General features: G+C 47.7%; 16 protein-coding genes, 2 tRNA genes and 1 pseudogene. 7 read left to right on the plus strand and 12 right to left on the minus strand.

Annotation, left to right across the window (positions count from 1 at the left end):
- Window positions 1-1,152 precede the first annotated feature (1,152 nt).
- Complete coding sequence (locus IC230_RS08735; protein WP_223860436.1) at window positions 1,153-1,521, plus strand: YybH family protein; 369 nt, start codon at window positions 1,153-1,155, stop codon at window positions 1,519-1,521.
- A 110-nt stretch (window positions 1,522-1,631) separates the two neighbouring features.
- Here IC230_RS08735 and IC230_RS08740 read toward each other — a convergent pair whose 3' ends face one another.
- Both IC230_RS08740 and IC230_RS08745 read right to left on the minus strand, forming a co-directional pair.
- The gene (locus IC230_RS08740; RefSeq protein ID WP_191038582.1) at window positions 1,632-3,164 is read right to left on the minus strand and encodes a malate:quinone oxidoreductase; all 1,533 of its coding nucleotides are present in this window, start codon (window positions 3,162-3,164) and stop codon (window positions 1,632-1,634) included.
- Between the two features lie 320 nt (window positions 3,165-3,484).
- Window positions 3,485-5,191, minus strand: coding sequence for a DUF6909 family protein (locus IC230_RS08745; RefSeq protein ID WP_191038583.1), 1,707 nt, complete (start codon window positions 5,189-5,191; stop codon window positions 3,485-3,487).
- A gap of 166 nt (window positions 5,192-5,357) precedes the next feature.
- Here IC230_RS08745 and IC230_RS08750 point away from each other — a divergent pair, with 166 nt between their 5' ends.
- Window positions 5,358-6,224, plus strand: coding sequence for a DUF2279 domain-containing protein (locus tag IC230_RS08750; protein WP_191038584.1), 867 nt, complete (start codon window positions 5,358-5,360; stop codon window positions 6,222-6,224).
- A 203-nt stretch (window positions 6,225-6,427) separates the two neighbouring features.
- Here IC230_RS08750 and IC230_RS08755 read toward each other — a convergent pair whose 3' ends face one another.
- Entirely contained in the window at window positions 6,428-7,015 is a 588-nt protein-coding gene (locus IC230_RS08755; protein ID WP_191038585.1) for an outer membrane beta-barrel protein, read from the minus strand.
- Between the two features lie 172 nt (window positions 7,016-7,187).
- Window positions 7,188-8,240, minus strand: a complete 1,053-nt coding sequence (locus IC230_RS08760; protein ID WP_191038586.1) for a S1C family serine protease — start codon at window positions 8,238-8,240, stop codon at window positions 7,188-7,190.
- Window positions 8,241-8,419: 179 nt separating this feature from the next.
- Here IC230_RS08760 and IC230_RS08765 point away from each other — a divergent pair, with 179 nt between their 5' ends.
- Window positions 8,420-8,596 (plus strand): hypothetical protein, encoded by a 177-nt coding sequence (locus IC230_RS08765; protein WP_191038587.1) that lies wholly within the window; start codon window positions 8,420-8,422, stop codon window positions 8,594-8,596.
- A 65-nt stretch (window positions 8,597-8,661) separates the two neighbouring features.
- On the plus strand, window positions 8,662-9,069 hold the full coding sequence (locus IC230_RS08770; protein ID WP_191038588.1) for a DUF4332 domain-containing protein: 408 nt from the start codon (window positions 8,662-8,664) through the stop codon (window positions 9,067-9,069).
- Between the two features lie 44 nt (window positions 9,070-9,113).
- On the opposite strand, the gene cdaA is transcribed toward IC230_RS08770, so the two are convergent.
- The 7 genes from cdaA to IC230_RS08805 all read right to left on the minus strand — a co-directional run bounded on the left by cdaA (window position 9,114) and on the right by IC230_RS08805 (window position 15,577).
- A complete protein-coding gene (gene cdaA, locus IC230_RS08775; protein WP_191038589.1) occupies window positions 9,114-9,917 on the minus strand; it encodes a diadenylate cyclase CdaA in 804 nt (267 codons plus the stop codon).
- 126 nt (window positions 9,918-10,043) lie between these two features.
- Window positions 10,044-10,994, minus strand: a complete 951-nt coding sequence (locus IC230_RS08780; RefSeq protein WP_191038638.1) for a ribonuclease Z — start codon at window positions 10,992-10,994, stop codon at window positions 10,044-10,046.
- Between the two features lie 25 nt (window positions 10,995-11,019).
- Window positions 11,020-11,430, minus strand: coding sequence for an STAS domain-containing protein (locus tag IC230_RS08785; RefSeq protein WP_191038590.1), 411 nt, complete (start codon window positions 11,428-11,430; stop codon window positions 11,020-11,022).
- An 82-nt stretch (window positions 11,431-11,512) separates the two neighbouring features.
- Window positions 11,513-12,451 (minus strand): phosphoribosylaminoimidazolesuccinocarboxamide synthase, encoded by a 939-nt coding sequence (locus IC230_RS08790; protein ID WP_191038591.1) that lies wholly within the window; start codon window positions 12,449-12,451, stop codon window positions 11,513-11,515.
- A 212-nt stretch (window positions 12,452-12,663) separates the two neighbouring features.
- The gene (locus IC230_RS08795; protein WP_191038592.1) at window positions 12,664-13,839 is read right to left on the minus strand and encodes a thiolase family protein; all 1,176 of its coding nucleotides are present in this window, start codon (window positions 13,837-13,839) and stop codon (window positions 12,664-12,666) included.
- A gap of 28 nt (window positions 13,840-13,867) precedes the next feature.
- Entirely contained in the window at window positions 13,868-14,566 is a 699-nt protein-coding gene (locus tag IC230_RS08800; protein ID WP_223860438.1) for a tetratricopeptide repeat protein, read from the minus strand.
- Window positions 14,567-14,614: 48 nt separating this feature from the next.
- Window positions 14,615-15,577, minus strand: coding sequence for a vWA domain-containing protein (locus IC230_RS08805; protein WP_191038593.1), 963 nt, complete (start codon window positions 15,575-15,577; stop codon window positions 14,615-14,617).
- Between the two features lie 168 nt (window positions 15,578-15,745).
- On the opposite strand from IC230_RS08805, the gene IC230_RS08810 reads away from it, so the two are divergent.
- Window positions 15,746-15,832: transfer RNA gene (locus IC230_RS08810), tRNA-Ser, on the plus strand.
- A 21-nt stretch (window positions 15,833-15,853) separates the two neighbouring features.
- Window positions 15,854-15,927: transfer RNA gene (locus IC230_RS08815), tRNA-Pro, on the plus strand.
- Between the two features lie 509 nt (window positions 15,928-16,436).
- Here IC230_RS08815 and IC230_RS08820 read toward each other — a convergent pair.
- The gene (locus IC230_RS08820; protein WP_191038594.1) at window positions 16,437-16,787 is read right to left on the minus strand and encodes a hypothetical protein; all 351 of its coding nucleotides are present in this window, start codon (window positions 16,785-16,787) and stop codon (window positions 16,437-16,439) included.
- 102 nt (window positions 16,788-16,889) lie between these two features.
- Here IC230_RS08820 and IC230_RS33940 point away from each other — a divergent pair.
- Window positions 16,890-17,424 (plus strand): annotated as a pseudogene (locus IC230_RS33940) (transposase); the annotation flags it as partial.
- Window positions 17,425-17,509 lie beyond the last annotated feature (85 nt).

Consider the following 17,509-nt stretch of genomic DNA (forward strand, 5'->3'; position numbering starts at 1 on the left):
CATTGACTACAGGTTTAAGTGGTGATCGTTTTTTGGGAACTTACCAGAGACAGATAGATTCGGTCTGGAGGTGGATGTAGATACTCCTGTTGTAGAAAGCTTCGGAAAAGGAATCCACTGGTTGGGCTTTTATTGGCCAAAGAGATCATGGGTATAGAGCTTTAGTTGATATGTGTTCAGCTAGAAGGATAATCTCGTCAGAGCGACAGGGCAGTAACAGACGTTCGCAAGAAGGCCCGGTTGCCGAAAATCAGAGTCTATCAGGAAAAGTAGGAGCGTATTACGATGGGAGCGAATACGGTTTTACGCGTTGGGTAGGGTCAACGCATGGGAAGCGATATTGCCTGAATAGGTAAGTGATTTTTGTTACTAAACGCATGATCTTGCTAACAATCACGCTTGTAACTCCGGTAGGAAAGAACGTTTCAGGAAGAAATGATACCATATGAGTAGGGCTTATTGGATAAAGAATGTTATTGGATCTGCTTCAGATCAATTGGAGTAAGAATCAGGAGTAGAGTAGCAGTTGCCCTCCGTTCACCCTATACTGCGGTATCAGACGCTTATTAATTACTTAAAATCAAACTCAGATTGAGATTTCGTGTGGATTAATGAAAATCTTGTGATGTTTGGTAACTTATGTGTACAAATTAAAAGTATATTCTATTAAATATTTTTATTATTATTATCTTATGTATAAAATAAGTAACTATAGTTAGTTGTATTAACAAACTGTTGTTTAGGTATTTTTAGGATGGACACAGCGTAATTATTTATCATTATAATTTGTATCAAAAAAATATATTCAACAAAATAGTATTGATTATCAGTAGAGTAGTACGAAAAAATGTATTTAAATCATCGGATGATGTGTATAAAATCAATTCGACAAACTAGGTATAAATCGGAATATCTGTAAGAAATTGAATAAAATGCGAAGTATCTGATAAACAAGCTGTTTAACCATATAGTAAATTTTGTTACTAAATATTTAGAATTGTTAATAAAAAATAAGTAATCATATATTAATATAGTGTAGTGTATAGTTAATTTTGACTACCGCTAAATAACATGGCCGTGCTTTAATGCAGCTTTAACACCATCGACACATTTAATAACGACTTTGGTTTCCTAACCAAAACCTTTTAACCAATGCATGACGTAGTAACAGCCGCAAACCAGAAATTCATGGCTATCTTCTCCAAAGGGGCCGAAACCATGGGGGATCTTTACACGAGTGATGCTAAAATTTATCCGCCGGGCGGAGATACGATTTCAGGAAATACGGCGATTGGAGAATTCTGGAAAGGAGCTTATGGAATGGGCATTAAAGCCGCTAAACTCGATACCGTTGAAGCCGAGCCAGCGGGGGATCAAATCGTAGAAGTCGGCAATTATACCCTATATGGAGACGGCAATGCTGAACTGGACAAAGGTAAATACATTGTGGTCTGGAAACAGGACGGAGAGGCTTGGAAATTGCACCGTGATATCTGGAACACCAGTATGCCTGGTCAGTAAGAACTGTATAACGTTTTAATCGTATCTGCTGCGTAAAAAAAGAGGTGATTTTGCCAGACCTTGTGTAGGGCTAACAAAACCACCTTTTTTTTTACGTAGCTACTCTAAAACTAACGAGTCACTTCGGGTATGGACTCAACTGTAGTTAGGCCCAGCACCTCGCCGGTTTGCTTCCGAAGTTGCTGACCAAGCTCAGGATTATCGGCTAGAATCTGCCCATAACTTGGAATCATTTCTTTGAGCTTTTGTTGCCAGATATCTGTTTGGAGCTGTTCGGGAAAGCAGCGCTTTAGTAAGTCGAGCATGATCGAAACGGCCGTCGATGCGCCTGGCGATGCTCCCAGCAGAGCCGCAATACTTCCGTCGGCAGCACTGACTACTTCGGTGCCAAATTCCAGGACTCCGCCTTCGTCTTCGTCTTTCTTGATCACCTGCACGCGTTGCCCGGCAATTTCCAGTTCCCAGTCTTCCATTTTAGCATCGGGGTAATATTCCCGCAAAGCATTTAACCGGTCTTCAGGCGACTGCATTACCTGCTGAATCAGATAGCGCGTCAGCGGAATGTTATGCATACCAGCCATCAGCATGGGCGCCATGTTGCTCAACTGAATGGATTTTGGTAGGTCCATGTACGAGCCACTTTTCAGAAACTTGGTCGAAAAGCCTGCGTAAGGGCCGAAGAGCAGTTCACGTTTACCATCAATCATCCGGGTATCCAGGTGAGGCACCGACATTGGCGGGGCGCCTACCGAGGCTTTGCCATACACCTTGGCCTGGTGTTGTTCAATAATATCGCGATTGACGCATTTTAGCCACTGACCGCTTACGGGAAATCCCCCAAACCCCCGGCTTTCGGGAATATCAGATTTTTCGAGCAGACGTAGCGAACCGCCCCCGGCACCAATGAACAGAAAGTCGGTTTGTACTTCCCGCTCCTGACGGGTCGTTACGTTTTCAACCCGTAACTTCCAGCCACCAAGGCTTTTTGAGCGCCACAGGTCGTGTACATCGTGAGCAAAGTACATGTGTACGCCGGGCATGTCACTCAGACGCCGAAACATGGCGCGTGTCAACGCGCCAAAATTTACGTCGGTACCAATGTCCATACGGGTAGCGGCTACCGGCTGCGCCGGATTGCGATCCTGCATAACCAGCGGCATCCACTCTGCCAGTTGTTCCGGATCTTCAGAATACTGCATGCCGTGGAAGAGATAATTTTGCTGAAGAGCATCGTACCGTTTTTGGAGGTACGTTACGTTATCGGCGCCCCAGACAAAACTCATGTGCGGAATAGACCGAATGAAATTAGGCGCATCGTGCAGAAAACCTTGCTGGATGAGAAAAGACCAGAACTGCTTCGATTGCTCAAACGATTCGGCAATCTTGATGGCTTTTGATGGATCGATTGAGCCGTCTTCTTTTTCGGGGGTATAGTTCAACTCGCAGAAGGCTGAGTGGCCCGTACCGGCATTATTCCAGGCATCGGAACTTTCGGCAGCTGCGCTGTCGAGCCGTTCGTAGATGTCGATCGTGATGTCGGGCTGCAATTCCTTTAGCATCACACCGAGCGTGGCACTCATAATACCGGCTCCGATAAGAATGACATCGGGTCCTTTTTGGGTAGATTTTTTGCGTTTCGCCATGATTAAAATAGGCAGGTATGTATTCGTAACTAGCTACAAAGTTGGTGAAAAGGTTGTTCCATTCGATTGGATAAATTTACCAACGAGCAATTTGTATGAACTGACAGGTTGTCGAGATGTTGGCGGTTATCTGAAAAGGTTATGTAAATACCTTGATGATGTTGGCCGAAAGAAGGTATAGATGGCAGCGTTACTTCGCATCAGTGCTACGTTATCCGACCCCGCTGGGGTCGGATGTTTATAGGGTTAATGATCGTCTATAGACATTTGACCCCAACGGGGTCAGACAACCCAGCACATTTAATTCGTCGACTGTTCTATTAACTCGCCTGAAAAATCTTCTCTAAGCACTTGATCGTAATCAAATAGGTTGGCTTTACGCCCAACGTACCAAGACTGCCTGATGCTAACGTAGCACCCGTAAGCAGCGGATTATCAGACGCATAATAAGCGTAACGTACCTTTACGTTGGCGGAAACACTCCCCCGGATTTTGGCCTGTGCCTGAATCGCTTTCTGGTAGTGAGCCCCTTCCATTTCCAGGCCAATCGCTTTCCAGGATGAATTGCGGAAATAACTCAGTACGTCCTTATTTTGTAAGGACGTGCCCAGCACCGTAATCATGGCACCTTCAAAAACGCCCAGCCCATTGCCGTCGAAATCTTCTTTGCGGAAATCGTTATCCAGCGGGTAGTTATCCGCCGTACCTTCAAAAATGTGCGATGTCGGAATCATCAGGTCTCCTTTGTCGCCCGTAAGAATACCTGCTTTGCCGATAACCGAAATCGACGCTACGTTCATTGGAACGGTTTCGTCGTGAAATTCGAACGGCTTCAGTAATTCGTCCATCGTCTCAAACGCCTGCTCACCAAACGCATAGTCCATAATTAGCAATAATGGCTGCGTAGCCCGAATATGTTTGGCATCGTGCGTAATTTCTGCCGATAATTTCCTGGTATCCAGTTTCGCAGTGTCGATTAGTTGCACCAGTAAACTTGTGCCGGCCAGATCCTCCAACACGTGCATACCGTGTTCAACGGCGTATTCAGCTACCTGCTGGCGGAGCGGTTGCTGAGCCGGTTGACTTAATTTCAGCGCCAGATCGTAAAGGCTATCCCAGGTCGTAGCGTCTGCCAGTGCAGCGGGTGCATAGAGGCAATTCATGACACTATGCGGATTGGCGCTGATGATATGGATCGGGCGATCCTGAAGGTTATGTTCCCAGATGTATTGTTTGATGCGCGTGGCCCAGCGTTCACCGTACAGGTGCTGACCAATACGTTCACGAAGCATGGGCGTGAAGTTGATTTCGCGATCTGTTTTCGATTCCCGGAATTCCCGGATCGATACGCTGCCCAGGCCGTAAACAATCTGAAAGAGCCCGCTGTTGGTCCCGGCTGTTTCTTCGAAACGATGATACGCCTGCTGCGTTTCTTCAAACGTCCGACCCAGAATAGAACTGAGATACATCAGGGCCAGCTCTCGCTCATCGTCCGTTACGTTCCCCCCCGATTGGATAATGGCCTCTAACTTTTCCCATTCGCGCGTTCGGCTACCCCGCTCCTGGAAAGCGTTCCGCCGGATTTTATCGGCTTCCATGAACATAAACGTCAGGTGGGTGAGGATGTCGTAGATTTCACTACGTCCGTTCGTCACTTCAATCACCATCTGCTCATTGTCAATTCGGTAACAGTTTCGACGCCGTTTGGCGGGGATCAACACCGGGAAATGCGAGTTTTCGAACCCCTCCCGCGACGCCAGTGAGATAACCCGACACGCTTCGATTCCTTTCGGGAGCCGGTCCATGACGTAGACAAGCCCATCCAGCTCAACCCGTTGCGGATCGCCGACTAGCCCGTAAATTTCGGGTTGTAGCGTGAGTAATGCCCGACGGATTTCTTCGCCCGATACGCCCGATGGTTTGTAAAATCCCCGGTTAAACAAATGGCGCATGGTAATGTACAGCCGCTCAATGGCAACACGCGACTCCTGAGCACGAGTGAGGGGTGGAGAAGGAACGAGATTCATAACTAGATGACAAAGGTAATTGGGTTGCAAGTTACACGATCCGGAACTTGTACCGCTGATGAAATGATTTTCTGGGTACTTTTGGGCGATGAAATACCGAATCAGGCGTGTCTTCTTGATCAGTTTATGCGGGCTCATGTTCTGCCAGGCGGTTCAGGCGCAGACTATGCCCATAGCTCCTGCAGCTCCTGACCCGTCGGGAATCAATCAAGGACGATTTATCGGTGTTCTCGTTGGTACCGCTGCTTTTTACACCATTACGTTATTGATGCTACGGAAGCAATGGTATAAGAAGAGAGTCCCGTTTCACAGCTTCAATGACAATGCGGAATGGCTTCAAATGGATAAAGTTGGCCATGCGGCTACGGCGTACTGCATGAGTCGAGGGGGGTATGAACTGATGCGTTGGAGCGGGGTTAACGAACGCGCTAGTATTCTGACGGGTGGGCTGCTGGCCCTGTTATTCCAGACAACGCTCGAAGTCTACGACGGGCATGCGGAAGGCTGGGGTTTCTCGAAAGGCGACATGCTGGCGAACGTAGCGGGAACAGCTCTGTTTATGGGGCAACAGTATGGAAACGGGCAGCAGGTGGTGAGCATGAAATACGGTTTTCGGAAAACAATTTTTCCACCGTATCGACCGAATCTTTTAGGAAAAACAACGGGGCAGCAAATGCTGAAAGACTACAATGGGCAACAATATTGGCTATCGGTGAATCTGGCGTCGGTATTGCCCGTAGGACCGTCGTTTCCGCGCTGGCTGAATCTGGATTTGGGCTACAGTGGCAGCGGTATGATTGGCGGACATGAAAATCCGCGTGTGGTCGACAAAGATGGTAAAGAGGTGACGTTTACACGGTATCGGCAGTTCTTTCTGTCACCCGATGCGGATCTATCTCGTATCGGTACGTTCTCGCCCTCACTTCAGCGGTTTATTGGTACCGTACAATTTTTTAAAATTCCAGCGCCATCGCTGGAATTCAATCGGGTGAACGGGCTTCGCTTTCACCCCTTAATCCTTCCCAAAGAGTAAAAAGCAGTAAAAAATGAAGCGCGAAACGTGTAGAATAAACTAGTACTTGACCAATTTACTAGTTTGAGAGAAAGGTACCACGGGTTTTAACCCGTTCAGGAATTGGCCCAAAAAACGGGTCAAAACCCGTGGTACCAGCAATAAGGCTTAAATTGAAGCAGCACTGGTTTGTTCTACACGTTTCGCACTTCGACTTTCACTGCTTACAGGCGACCTCCGCCGATGTCGAAGCCTATTTTAATGCCTAAATAAGCATTCTTGCTATCGATGGATGTATTCGATAACTTGTTCGACGTCGTCGGAACAGCATTATATTCGACACCTGCCACAAAGTGACCCGCTTTGATTCCCGCACGGATCATGGCTCCAAACTTATTAGCGGCTGTGAACGTAACGTCCTGGGGAGTCTGATTATCTGTTACCGTAATGACACCGCCCGAAGCAATCGTAAACAAGCCAGCGCCAAGACCAACAAAAGGGCGAACAGAACCCGTACCCACTACGTATGTACCCGTCAGCAGGTAAGAGCCAAATCCAGCAATATCGCCCGTAGTTGTATTTCCGTTAACCGTTACCCCGCGTGCGATAAAGGCCGACTCTAACCGTAAGCCAACATCGAAGTTGTCGCTAATGCCATATTTTGGCTCAAGCGAGAATAAAACCCCGCCTGATACGCCACTGGCTAAGGCTTTTGCGTAACCCAATGACAGATTTACTTTAAATGGTTTAAACTCCTGGGCTGAGGCTGAAAAAGCCACCAGCATGAAAAACAGCACGAAAATACGTTTCATGAATTGTAGGAATGAGTGATATATGAATACATACGCTTAACGCCTATTGCTATACGTTAACGGCGTAATATTATTCGGAAATGTTGAGAAAAAACATTCTTCAGCCAAATATTAACTAAAAAATACCCCTGACTTCCTTATATAACTATCCAGGACTACGTATCATAAGTTGCTATTTCATCTCTCCCGGCGTTACAATTACGCCCTTTTTACGATTCTCCCGCAACACAGTCAGCTGAATCTGCCGCCCAATCGTGTCGTCGGTTAATAAACGATGCAAGTCGTCGACAGAGGCTATAGGCTGATCGTTAAAGCCGACAATAATATCACCCTGTTGTAAATCGCCATTACCGGCTATACCGTCAGGCTCAACACTAACGATCATCACGCCTGTTCTGACATTCAGTTGATTATACTGTTTGATACGTTCCGTTAGGTTAATAAGCTGACCCGATATACCCAGATAGCCGCGTCGAACGCGCCCGTTCATGATGAGCTTACCGGCAACCAGCGCGGCCAGATTCGACGAAACAGCAAAACAGATTCCCTGCGCAGGCAAAATGACGGCTGTATTCACTCCAATAACATCGCCGTACGAATTAACCAGCGGGCCGCCCGAATTGCCAGGGTTCAGAGCCGCATCGGTTTGAATCACATCGTCAATCAAGCGGCCCGATTCGGAACGTAGCGTCCGGCCGAGAGCGCTCACAACCCCCGTCGTTAACGAATATTGAAAACCATAAGGATTGCCAATAGCGATGGCGATCTGTCCGACCTGTAGTTGTTTTGAGTCAGCAAAGCGAATAGCCCGCAGGTTGTCAGCGTAGATTTTAATAACGGCGATATCGGTGGCCGGATCACGTCCAATCAGTGTAGCCTCGTACTCGCGGGAGTCGGGTAATGACACGGTGATCGTCGATGCACCTGCCACGACGTGATTGTTGGTAATAATGTAGCCGTCGCTGGAGATGATAAATCCAGAACCTGTGCCGCCGTCCCGCTCATCCCGACCGGGTGATCGTCGTTGCGGAGGAACCGCATTTTTGCGTTCAGATGTCGCGTCAGCGACCCGACCGCTAACCTTAATCTGTACAACAGATGGACTAACTTTTTTTGCTACATTTACAACCGTATTTGAGTACGCATCCAGCAAAACCGAGTCTTGTTCGGGCGCTCCTCCCAACTGAGGAGTCTCGTTGCTATAGGTTACATAAGTTATGTTCATGCGTGAACGTGGTTAAGTAAAAAGAACCAGGCTTCACGATCCATTCCAATAGCGATTTTATAGATTGTTACTTGTTTAATAAGCCATTTTGTCATTCTCATTAGGGGTGTTTTTAGGGTGTTAGTGTTGCAGAAGAGCATATTTTGCCGTAATTGCGGTTAAAATGGCAGGTTGAGTTTATGACATTTGAAGAGTACTTAATTCAGAAAAACATCAGTGCCGAGCAGTTTCAGCAGGCTGAGCCCGCCCGGTACGTAGAGTGGAAAGAAGAATTTGTGCAGATGCATCCGGAGAGTTTCACCGCTCAAAAGAAATTTCTTTTAAACGACACTCGAAGGAAGTACATTGCTCGCTGAATGTTTATTAAACGGTCTGAAGGTCAGGCTGGATTTTACATATACCATCCATACTCTTTTTCTGCATGAGCCTCACATTAGGAGAACTACGCGGCATTACGAATGCCATTCTAAATTCCCTGAAAGCGCAGGGGATTAGCGATAGTGATGAACTACTCGAAGCGACTAAAACCCCTTCCGATCGTAAAGCATTAGCCTCCGCTAGCGGGGTTGATCCATCCATCCTTCTGGAACTGGCAAACCGGGCCGATTTAGCCCGTATTAAAGGCATTGGTCGTGTTTATAGCGACTTGATGGAGGAGGCCGGTGTTGATACGGTGAAAGAACTGGCTCAACGTGTACCCACGAATCTGCACGCTAAACTGATCGAAATCAATAGCGTCCGCCAGTTTACACAACGCCCTCCGTCAGCCGAACAAGTTGGTGATTTTATCGAGCAGGCAAAGAACCTGCCTCGTATGCTGGAATATTAAAAAGGGGTGTAACATTACACCCCTTTTTACGTAGTATATAGTTTTCAGCGAACCGGTTCGTGCAGATAACGCTCCAGACGGCTCTCTAATTCGGGTTGACTGAGATTCGTATATAACTCGCCGTTCAGTGCCAGGGCCAGCCGCCCGCTTTCTTCCGAAACCGCAATAACGGCGGCATCCGTAGCTTCGCTCATCCCCAGTGCGGCCCGGTGCCGAAAACCCAGCGAAGGTGGCAGCTCGTCGTCTTCCGATACGGGAAGAATACAACGGGCTGCCCGTATGCGGCCATCGCTGATGATGACAGCGCCATCGTGTAACGGACTGTATTGACTGAAAATCGCCAGTAACAGCGGCTTCGATATATCGGCGTCGATCAGTTCACCCGATTGAGCAAACTTTTCCAGATCATCGTTTTTCTGGAGAACCAGTAAACCACCCGAAAATTCAGCACCCAAGGCTTTGCATGTATCCAGAATTGGTTTCAGCGGAGTTTGTGTATCTACTCCAGTACTATCCCGTAACAACCATCGCCGAATTCGACGGCTGTTCGTTAGGTTCGTCGATTTGCCGATGAGTAATAGAAACCGTCGGATTTCGTGCTGGAATATGATAATTAACGCTAAGGCTCCTACGCTGATGAAATACTCCAGAATAGTGGTCATCAGATTGAGACCGAGCGCCTTTACGAGCAAATAAGCCAGATAAACCAGCAGATAACCAACAAATACCCGACTGGCAACACTTCCCCGAACGAGGTTATAAATCTGATAAATCAGTACGGCAACGAGTACAATATCGAGCAGGTCAAGCCAACCGATGTCTAAAAATCCCAGGCGAAAAGCCAGCATGAATAAATTGATAAAGTTTCCGGGTTAAAGATAATCAGAATCCCGTCGACACGCTTACACAAGTTACGTAATGGGAACTGTCGGCCTTATCCTTTTATTGTATGGGTTAATCTCGCTGGCGATACGTTAAATTGAGATGGTTTTACCTTCAATGGCTAAATACGTTTCCGGGAAAACAGTCCGTGCTTCGTCTAAGAATAAATCAAACTGTTTGTAGCGTGAGGAAAAATGGCCAATTAGCAGTCGGCCTACCTGAGCTTTGGCGGCAATCGTAGCGGCTTGTAACGCCGTGGAATGATAGACTTCAGCCGCGCGTAAAGCATTATCTTCCAGAAAAGTTGCTTCGTGGTAAAGCAGATCAACCCCTTGCAGCTGAGGAATCAATTCTTCGACGTAGCGTGTGTCAGAGCAGTAAGCGTACGAGCGGGGTGCTGGCCCTGGTTCTGTATAGTCAGCGGTTGCGTATAGTACTTGCCCGTTAGCATCCAGAACATCCTGCCCATTCTTTAACTGCTTTAGATACGCTACCGGTACATCATCGGGAAGTTTAGCACGTAGCAGATGCGGTTTTTGCGGCTTTTCGCGAAAAAGAAAGCCCGTACAGTCAATGCGGTGTTGAAGTGGAATTGACTGTACGGTCAGTAAAGCATGATCAAGTAGAAATGTAGACTGATCAGGATCAACAACCTGAAAATGAAGTTTGTAGCCCAGTTGAGAATTTGACACGCGAAAAATGGTGGTCAGTACGTCGTCCAGTCCGCGCGGCCCAAACAAATACAGGTCTTCGGTACGTCCTCCCAGGTTCAGCGACGATAGGAGAGGAGCCAGCCCAAAGTAATGATCCCCGTGCAAATGGCTGATAAAAATATACCGTAACCGGCCCGGTCGAATTCGTTGTTCAATTAAGCGCAATTGAGTGCCTTCGCCACAATCGATCAGCATGTAGTCATTGCCAATCGTTAGCAGTTGAGCGGTTTGATGGAGACGTAATGTAGGCGTAGCTGAGCCAGCCCCCAAAATAGTAAGGGCGAACGGTGTGTGAGCCGGTCGGTTTTGGTCCGGTTCAGTTTCAATCATTGCGTCAGGTCTGGCTACGTTCGATTCACTCACGGCCGACGCTGCCTCCGGCGTCGTACTCATCATCTTCTTCGCTACGAAAATCGTTTTCTAATTCGTTCATGAACACAGCGTCGATGGCTTCTTCTACCGTCGGCAGAATAGTCAGATCGCTGAGATGCGACTTATCCAAAAAATCAATTAGATCGTCGTTCTTTGTAACAACCACGAAAAGGCCCTCCTCGTTAGTGCATTGCCGGTTTATTTTTCGAATGGTTGTGGTGCCAGCCATATCAATCGATTCCACAGGAGTCATATCGACAATAATATTACTGTAGCCTTCTCGGAATAAACCACGGCTAAGCGTTTCAAAATCAGTTGGTACGTTATCACCAAACGTCAGTTCTGTTAAGCGGATCAGGGCGTATTGTTCGTTTTTCTCGATTGTGTAATTCATAGACTGGTGAATGTAATTGTAGAGTAGGAAAACAGACGATCGGTACAAAGGAGCGCACCGGACAGTCTCTTTTCCTTATTCTTTAATCATTTATTGCCTGCAAAATGTTGGTTTTAATTCGTGAAAGGGGATCGGTGGTTTCTCCCGGTTGAAAACGCTGTCCTGTTACTTTTTCAAACAACTCGATATAGCGCGTGGTGATTTGCCTGACCCATTCATCTGACATATCGGGCACTATCTGACCGGTTTTCCCTTGAAAACCATTCGCGATAAGCCATTCTCTGACGAATTCTTTCGACAATTGTTTTTGCGGCTGACGAGCCTGCTGGTTAGCCGCGTACGTATCCGCGTAAAAGTACCGGGAGGAGTCGGGCGTATGGACCTCATCAATCAGATAGACCTGACCATCGTGATTGCCGAATTCATATTTGGTATCCACCAGGATCAGACCCTGTTCAGCAGCCATTGCCGTACCCCGCTCAAACAGCGCCAGTGCATAACGCTCCAACTGAACGTAGTCGTTTTCCGAGACGATACCCCGACTAAGAATTTCTTCCCGGCTGATGTCTTCATCGTGGCCTTCGTGGGCTTTTGTCGATGGGGTAATAATTGGTGTTGGCAGTCGGTCGTTCTCCACCAGACCATCAGGTAGAGCAACGCCACAGAGTATGCGATGTCCGTCACGGTACGTTCGCCAGGCATGCCCTGCCAGGTAGCCGCGAACAACCATTTCAACGGCATAGGGTTCGCACTTAAGACCGACGCTTACGTTCGGATCAGGCACGTCGAGCAACCAGTTCGGAACGATGTCGGCCGTAGCCCGCAGAAAGTGAGCAGCGGTCTGATTCAGCACTTGTCCTTTGAACGGAATAGGCCGGGGTAGCACTACGTCGAATGCCGAAATCCGGTCGGAGGCAACCATGACCAATTTGTCTGGGAACGAGTAAACATCCCGGACTTTGCCGCGATAAAATCCGGTCTGGCCGGGGAACTCAAAATTAGTTTCCTGAATGGCGTTCATCTAATCGGTTTAAAATGCGAAGATATCATTCGAGATTCGAAGTCGACGTTGATTATGTCAAGACAAACCTTGAACGATTATAAAGACCCAAAGAAAGCAATTCCTACAGCGGCATAAAGGTCTCAAAGACTATTTATTTCGTATAATCAATTAGTCGTGACTCTGTGACCTTTGTGTTTCTGTATTAATGAATGAAAGTTACTGCTGCACACTTATAGTTTTTCGATCACAAGCGCCGAAGCGCCACCACCTCCGTTGCAGATACCGACTGCGCCATAACGGCCGTTGTTCTGCTGTAAGACATTGGTAAGAGTTGTGACAATTCGGGCGCCAGACGCTCCCAGTGGGTGACCAAGGGATACGGCTCCCCCAAACACATTCAGTTTTTCCTGGGGTATCGTCAAGATCTTACTGAACGCTAGTGGTACAACGGCAAAGGCTTCATTGACCTCAAAAAAATCAATATCCCCGGCCGTCAATCCGGCTCGTTCGAGGGCCAGAGGGACGGCTTTGGTTGGCGCGGTGGTGAACCATTGGGGCTCCTGTTCAGCGTCAGCGTAAGACAGAATCCGCGCCAAGGGTTTTAGCCCCAGTTCATCCGCTTTACGGCGACTCATCACGACTAACGCGGACGCGCCATCGCTAATGGGCGACGAACTGGCGGGCGTTACGGTTCCACTGGGCGTGAAGGCCGCTTTCAACGTCGGAATTTTGTCGTAAATAACGTTTGTATACTCTTCGTCTTCGCTCACCGTTACGTTGCCTTTGCGGCTAGTGACCTCAACCGGTACGATTTCAGTGTTGAACTGACCGTTTTGCGTACTCGCTTCTGCCCGTCGGTAAGACTGTGTCGTATAAGCATCCTGTTCCTGACGACTGATGCCGTATTTCTCGGCGGTCTGGTCAGCAAAGACACCCATGGCGCATTGATCGTACGCATCGACCAACCCATCACGGGCTAGTCCGTCGACCAGTTCTGCGTTACCATATTTATACCCAAAACGTGCTTTGGGAACGTAGTACGGTGTGTTCGACATACTTTCCATACCACCTGCTACAACTATATCCGCCTGGCCCAACTGGATAGCCTGAGCCGCCAGCATAATGGCTTTTGTGCCTGATGCACACACTTTGTTAATGGTCGTGCAGGGAACCGTAGGGGGGAGGCCCGCTTTCAGGGCTGCCTGTTTAGCGGGTGCCTGGCCAAGATTGGCCGACACTACGTTCCCCATATATACTTCCTGTACCTGATCGGCCTGTACACCCGCACGACTCAGGGCACCGCGAATGGCAGCAGCCCCCAGATCTACAGCCGAAAGGGTTGATAAAACACCGCCAAAACTACCGATTGGTGTTCTGACTGCGGAAACAATGACGACTTCGTTCATGTGGTTTTGTTGTTTTAGAGCGACAAGTCTACCAGCGATTTCCTGTCTGAACAGGCTTTGTTGTTGAGCGCTGGGCAGAACGGGTCAGGGCGTAAGGCAGATCATCACTTTGCATGGCGTCGAGTAATTGCAATGCCTGTTCTTCGCTTAGGTTCAATCGCTGAAAACGACGTAGCAGTTCATCCTGTCGTGCCGACCGTTCGACCTGCTGACCACCCGAAGGCCGGGGTCTATTGATGAGTTGAGGCTTACGTACGACTGATTTCTGACGCGGGTTTGCAGGGGGCACTTTACCCGAATAATGTATTTTAACTAACTCAAAATTATACCGGGCGGGTTCATTGTCGGGATTTTCCAGCAGCGCACGCTGAAATAAAGATAAAGCTGTAGCGCTGTCGCCCTCAAGGCAACTCATTACGCCCAGTTGTGTTGCGGCTGCGGTTCTCAAGTCCGGCCGGTCCGACTGAAGAAGGGCTTCATACTGCGGTTTTGCTCTGGGATAGAGTTTCAGCTGGAAATACGTATGCCCTAAGTTTAGTCGTACAGCTGGATCGATAGTCGTGGTTGTACGACTCAGATAAGCGTATAAGCGTAGCGCGCGTGTAAAATCACCTGCCTGATAAGCAGTCTGGGCTTCCTGACGTGCCTGATTATTCCGTGAAATTTGGTTTAGCGAAAATAGATTATCCCACCAAAGCCAGACCGTAATGAGTAAATAAATCATCATGACGTACGGTACGAATGGTCAAAAATAAGACGAAACGCTGAGATGAACCTACAATCGGAACGTACGAATGGTTATAATTAGATCGAAGGCAATTAACCCCAGCGCAGCCAACAGAAAATAATAGTACTTATTGGTTGAAACGGCTACCCGGTGCTGATCAACGGCTCTCCCTTTTAGCGACCGAAGAACTCCCACCAACTCGTTGACGTACCGGTCATTGACGTCAGCCTCTACGTATTGTCCTCGTCCATTGCGGGCTAGATCCTGTAAAAATTGTCGATTCAGCCGGCTGCGAACAACCTGATGGTCATTGTCGCGCACAAAATCGCGCCCCGCCCGAATTGATGCCCCGGATTCCGTACCAACGCCAACCGTAATAAGCGAGACCCCTGCCGAGCGAAGTCGGGTCAGGCTGCTACGTTCGCAGGTACTAAAATTCTCACCATCACTGAACAGGATAATTGATTTAACACTACGTTGTGTGGCCGGGTCGGTAAGGAGTTTCTGACGGGCTAGCTCAATGGAGTTACAAAGCTCCGTACCACCAGTTGGGGAAAGGCTCGTGTGTACTTCACGCATGAACTGTTTGAGCGCGTCATGGTCATTCGTCAGGGGCGATAACACGAATGATTCAGAAGACGCCAGAATAAGGCCAAACCGTTCAGCGGGCAACGTATCACAGAGTTGCTGTATGCCATACTTAATGCGCTCCAGGCGAGTGGGTACTACATCACTAGCATCCATCGATCGGGAAATATCAATAACCAGGAATGTATCGCGGCCCGTGGTGGCGAAGTCGCCTTCAGCTTCACCAAACGACGGACCAAGTAGAGCAATGATCAATAACGTCAGGTAACTACCACGCAGAAAAAATTTAGGAATGACCCCCCAGGCCGCTGTGTTCAGCTGGCTTGCCAGCCGGAATGTGCGCCAGATGTAGAACGCATAGAAGCTGATGAATAGCCCAATAAAAATAATTTCGGTACGCGAAAATTGATATAACCAAGTCATTTAGGAGGGGTATCAGGTTGACAATGACCCGGTTTCATGTTACGTCGGGTCGTGCCAACAGGGCGAAATTAGTGATTGTAAAAAGATTTTCTAGGTTGTGTCTTGCTGAAAACGTTGAATTGCCCTATCTTTGTGTCCCAATCATTTAAGAAGGAAATGATTGGCTTCGGAGAGATGCCTGAGTGGCCGAAAGGAACAGTTTGCTAAACTGTCGTACTGGCAACGGTACCGAGGGTTCGAATCCCTCTCTCTCCGCTGAGTACACGAGTAAACCTTCGGGGTGTAGCGTAGCCCGGTATCGCGCCTGCTTTGGGAGCAGGAGGTCGTAGGTTCGAATCCTGCCACCCCGACATTGAAAATCAAGCACTTAGCAGAAATGATAAGTGCTTTTTTTATTTCGGTTTACAATCTGGTTTACACAGCGACGTATATGCAAATCAAGTTGCAGTATAAGTTAGGTTGTGAAAAGTATGTGCTAAAAACGATGAATACTTAACACGCGGTGTTAATAATAAATGGAACTAACCGACCAGCTACCAAATATTGTTCATACGCAGTACAAACAACTGCTGATTTTTAGATCGTTTATCTGACCGATTTATATCGGGCTTGGCCAGGATGTAATGGGGAACAAAGTGGAAGTTTTTGTTCTTTTCTAACCAACTCTACCGAAACAATTAGGCCAATAATAAGCCGCGCTAGCAGAAACTAGACGCGGCTTATTATTCTGATCACTGTAATTGTATCTGGTATTCCTACTAAAAGATAAGGTATGAATGCGTACAATGTGAAGCCGTATTTCGCAAGACCGCTGGAGCGGTGATTCCTATATCCGTCAAACTCAATCCTAAGCTTACGGTTATTGCTGAAAATATTCAATTTTATCAGCATCACCATTATTCGTCAATACCGCTTCTCTCGGAAGACCAATGATCACGGCACTTAGATTCAGAACCCCTTGGGTAGCCCCTGGTTTCAACTCCCCTAACAAGCCTACCGAGCGAAGCCCATTAGCGTCGATAGGCTGACTACTCGTTAAACTATAATAGTTAGGCATTGAGTTATCCAAGGTCCACAAACTATTTTGCACCGTACGATTACCGACCAACGTAGCACTACTAGGCATGCTCAGACTAACTTTAGAGTCTTTGGTAATCAATAACCTAAAGTTACCTTTGGTGGCCGCTCCACTTAGTTCGAATACATCCACTGTACGTCGTCAAATGAAAGTGGACAAAAGGGGTGAAAATGAGAAGAGACAATTTCCTAATCGCACGGGCGACCCCGTTGTTTCACCTAAATCACTTTGGTTATGTTCAATTCAACCAAAAAAGCCTCTCTTAGCCATTCCAAAACGGCTCAAGCATCTTCCTCTGAGCGCAAACCGGCTCTATCCATTATCAAAGACATTCAACGGCAGACGCGTCGGCAGTATACTGCTGAAGAAAAGATTCGCATTGTGCTGGAGGGATTGCAGGGCGAACAGTCAGTGGCCGAAATCTGTCGACGAGAAGGGCTAAATACCAACATCTACTACCGCTGGATCGGACTGTCGAAGCAGCAAAGAATTTCTCGAAGCGGGTAAGAAACGACTGGCGGGTGATACGACTCGGGAAGCCACAGCTCCCGAAGTCCAATCCATTAGATCCGAAAATGAGGCCCTCAAACAACTGGTAGCCGAATTGAGCCTGGAGAATCGGCTACTAAAAAAAACCTTAGAGCCGACGACTAACCACTACCATCGTATGACCCAATCGGAAAAAATGGAGATCATTACCTTGGTCGAGCAGTCAACTTTAAGTGTCAAGGCCACCCTTCGCGAGTTAGGCATCAATCGATCTACCTTTAATGAGTGCCGGGCCGCCCTTTAGGTTTGAGGGCCGGTAAGATTTCAAGATTTAGTAGCTTATCAGCAGTCAACCAGAATGGGAT

The sequence above is a fragment of the Spirosoma validum genome, assembly GCF_014699035.1.
Lineage (GTDB): Bacteria > Bacteroidota > Bacteroidia > Cytophagales > Spirosomataceae > Spirosoma > Spirosoma validum.

Excerpts from the sequence above, each read along its gene's own strand:
- IC230_RS08780 (WP_191038638.1), bottom strand. The coding sequence starts at position 10,994 with ATGATTGAAACTGAACCGGACCAAAACCGACCGGCTCACACACCGTTC.
- IC230_RS08765 (WP_191038587.1), top strand. The coding sequence starts at position 8,420 with ATGACATTTGAAGAGTACTTAATTCAGAAAAACATCAGTGCCGAGCAG.
- IC230_RS08790 (WP_191038591.1), bottom strand. The coding sequence starts at position 12,451 with ATGAACGCCATTCAGGAAACTAATTTTGAGTTCCCCGGCCAGACCGGA.
- IC230_RS08745 (WP_191038583.1), bottom strand. The coding sequence starts at position 5,191 with ATGAATCTCGTTCCTTCTCCACCCCTCACTCGTGCTCAGGAGTCGCGT.
- IC230_RS08735 (WP_223860436.1), top strand. The coding sequence starts at position 1,153 with ATGCATGACGTAGTAACAGCCGCAAACCAGAAATTCATGGCTATCTTC.
- IC230_RS08795 (WP_191038592.1), bottom strand. The coding sequence starts at position 13,839 with ATGAACGAAGTCGTCATTGTTTCCGCAGTCAGAACACCAATCGGTAGT.
- IC230_RS08800 (WP_223860438.1), bottom strand. The coding sequence starts at position 14,566 with ATGATGATTTATTTACTCATTACGGTCTGGCTTTGGTGGGATAATCTA.
- IC230_RS08750 (WP_191038584.1), top strand. The coding sequence starts at position 5,358 with ATGCCCATAGCTCCTGCAGCTCCTGACCCGTCGGGAATCAATCAAGGA.
- IC230_RS08805 (WP_191038593.1), bottom strand. The coding sequence starts at position 15,577 with ATGACTTGGTTATATCAATTTTCGCGTACCGAAATTATTTTTATTGGG.
- IC230_RS08760 (WP_191038586.1), bottom strand. The coding sequence starts at position 8,240 with ATGAACATAACTTATGTAACCTATAGCAACGAGACTCCTCAGTTGGGA.
- IC230_RS08740 (WP_191038582.1), bottom strand. The coding sequence starts at position 3,164 with ATGGCGAAACGCAAAAAATCTACCCAAAAAGGACCCGATGTCATTCTT.
- IC230_RS08770 (WP_191038588.1), top strand. The coding sequence starts at position 8,662 with ATGAGCCTCACATTAGGAGAACTACGCGGCATTACGAATGCCATTCTA.
- IC230_RS08755 (WP_191038585.1), bottom strand. The coding sequence starts at position 7,015 with ATGAAACGTATTTTCGTGCTGTTTTTCATGCTGGTGGCTTTTTCAGCC.
- cdaA (WP_191038589.1), bottom strand. The coding sequence starts at position 9,917 with ATGCTGGCTTTTCGCCTGGGATTTTTAGACATCGGTTGGCTTGACCTG.
- IC230_RS08785 (WP_191038590.1), bottom strand. The coding sequence starts at position 11,430 with ATGAATTACACAATCGAGAAAAACGAACAATACGCCCTGATCCGCTTA.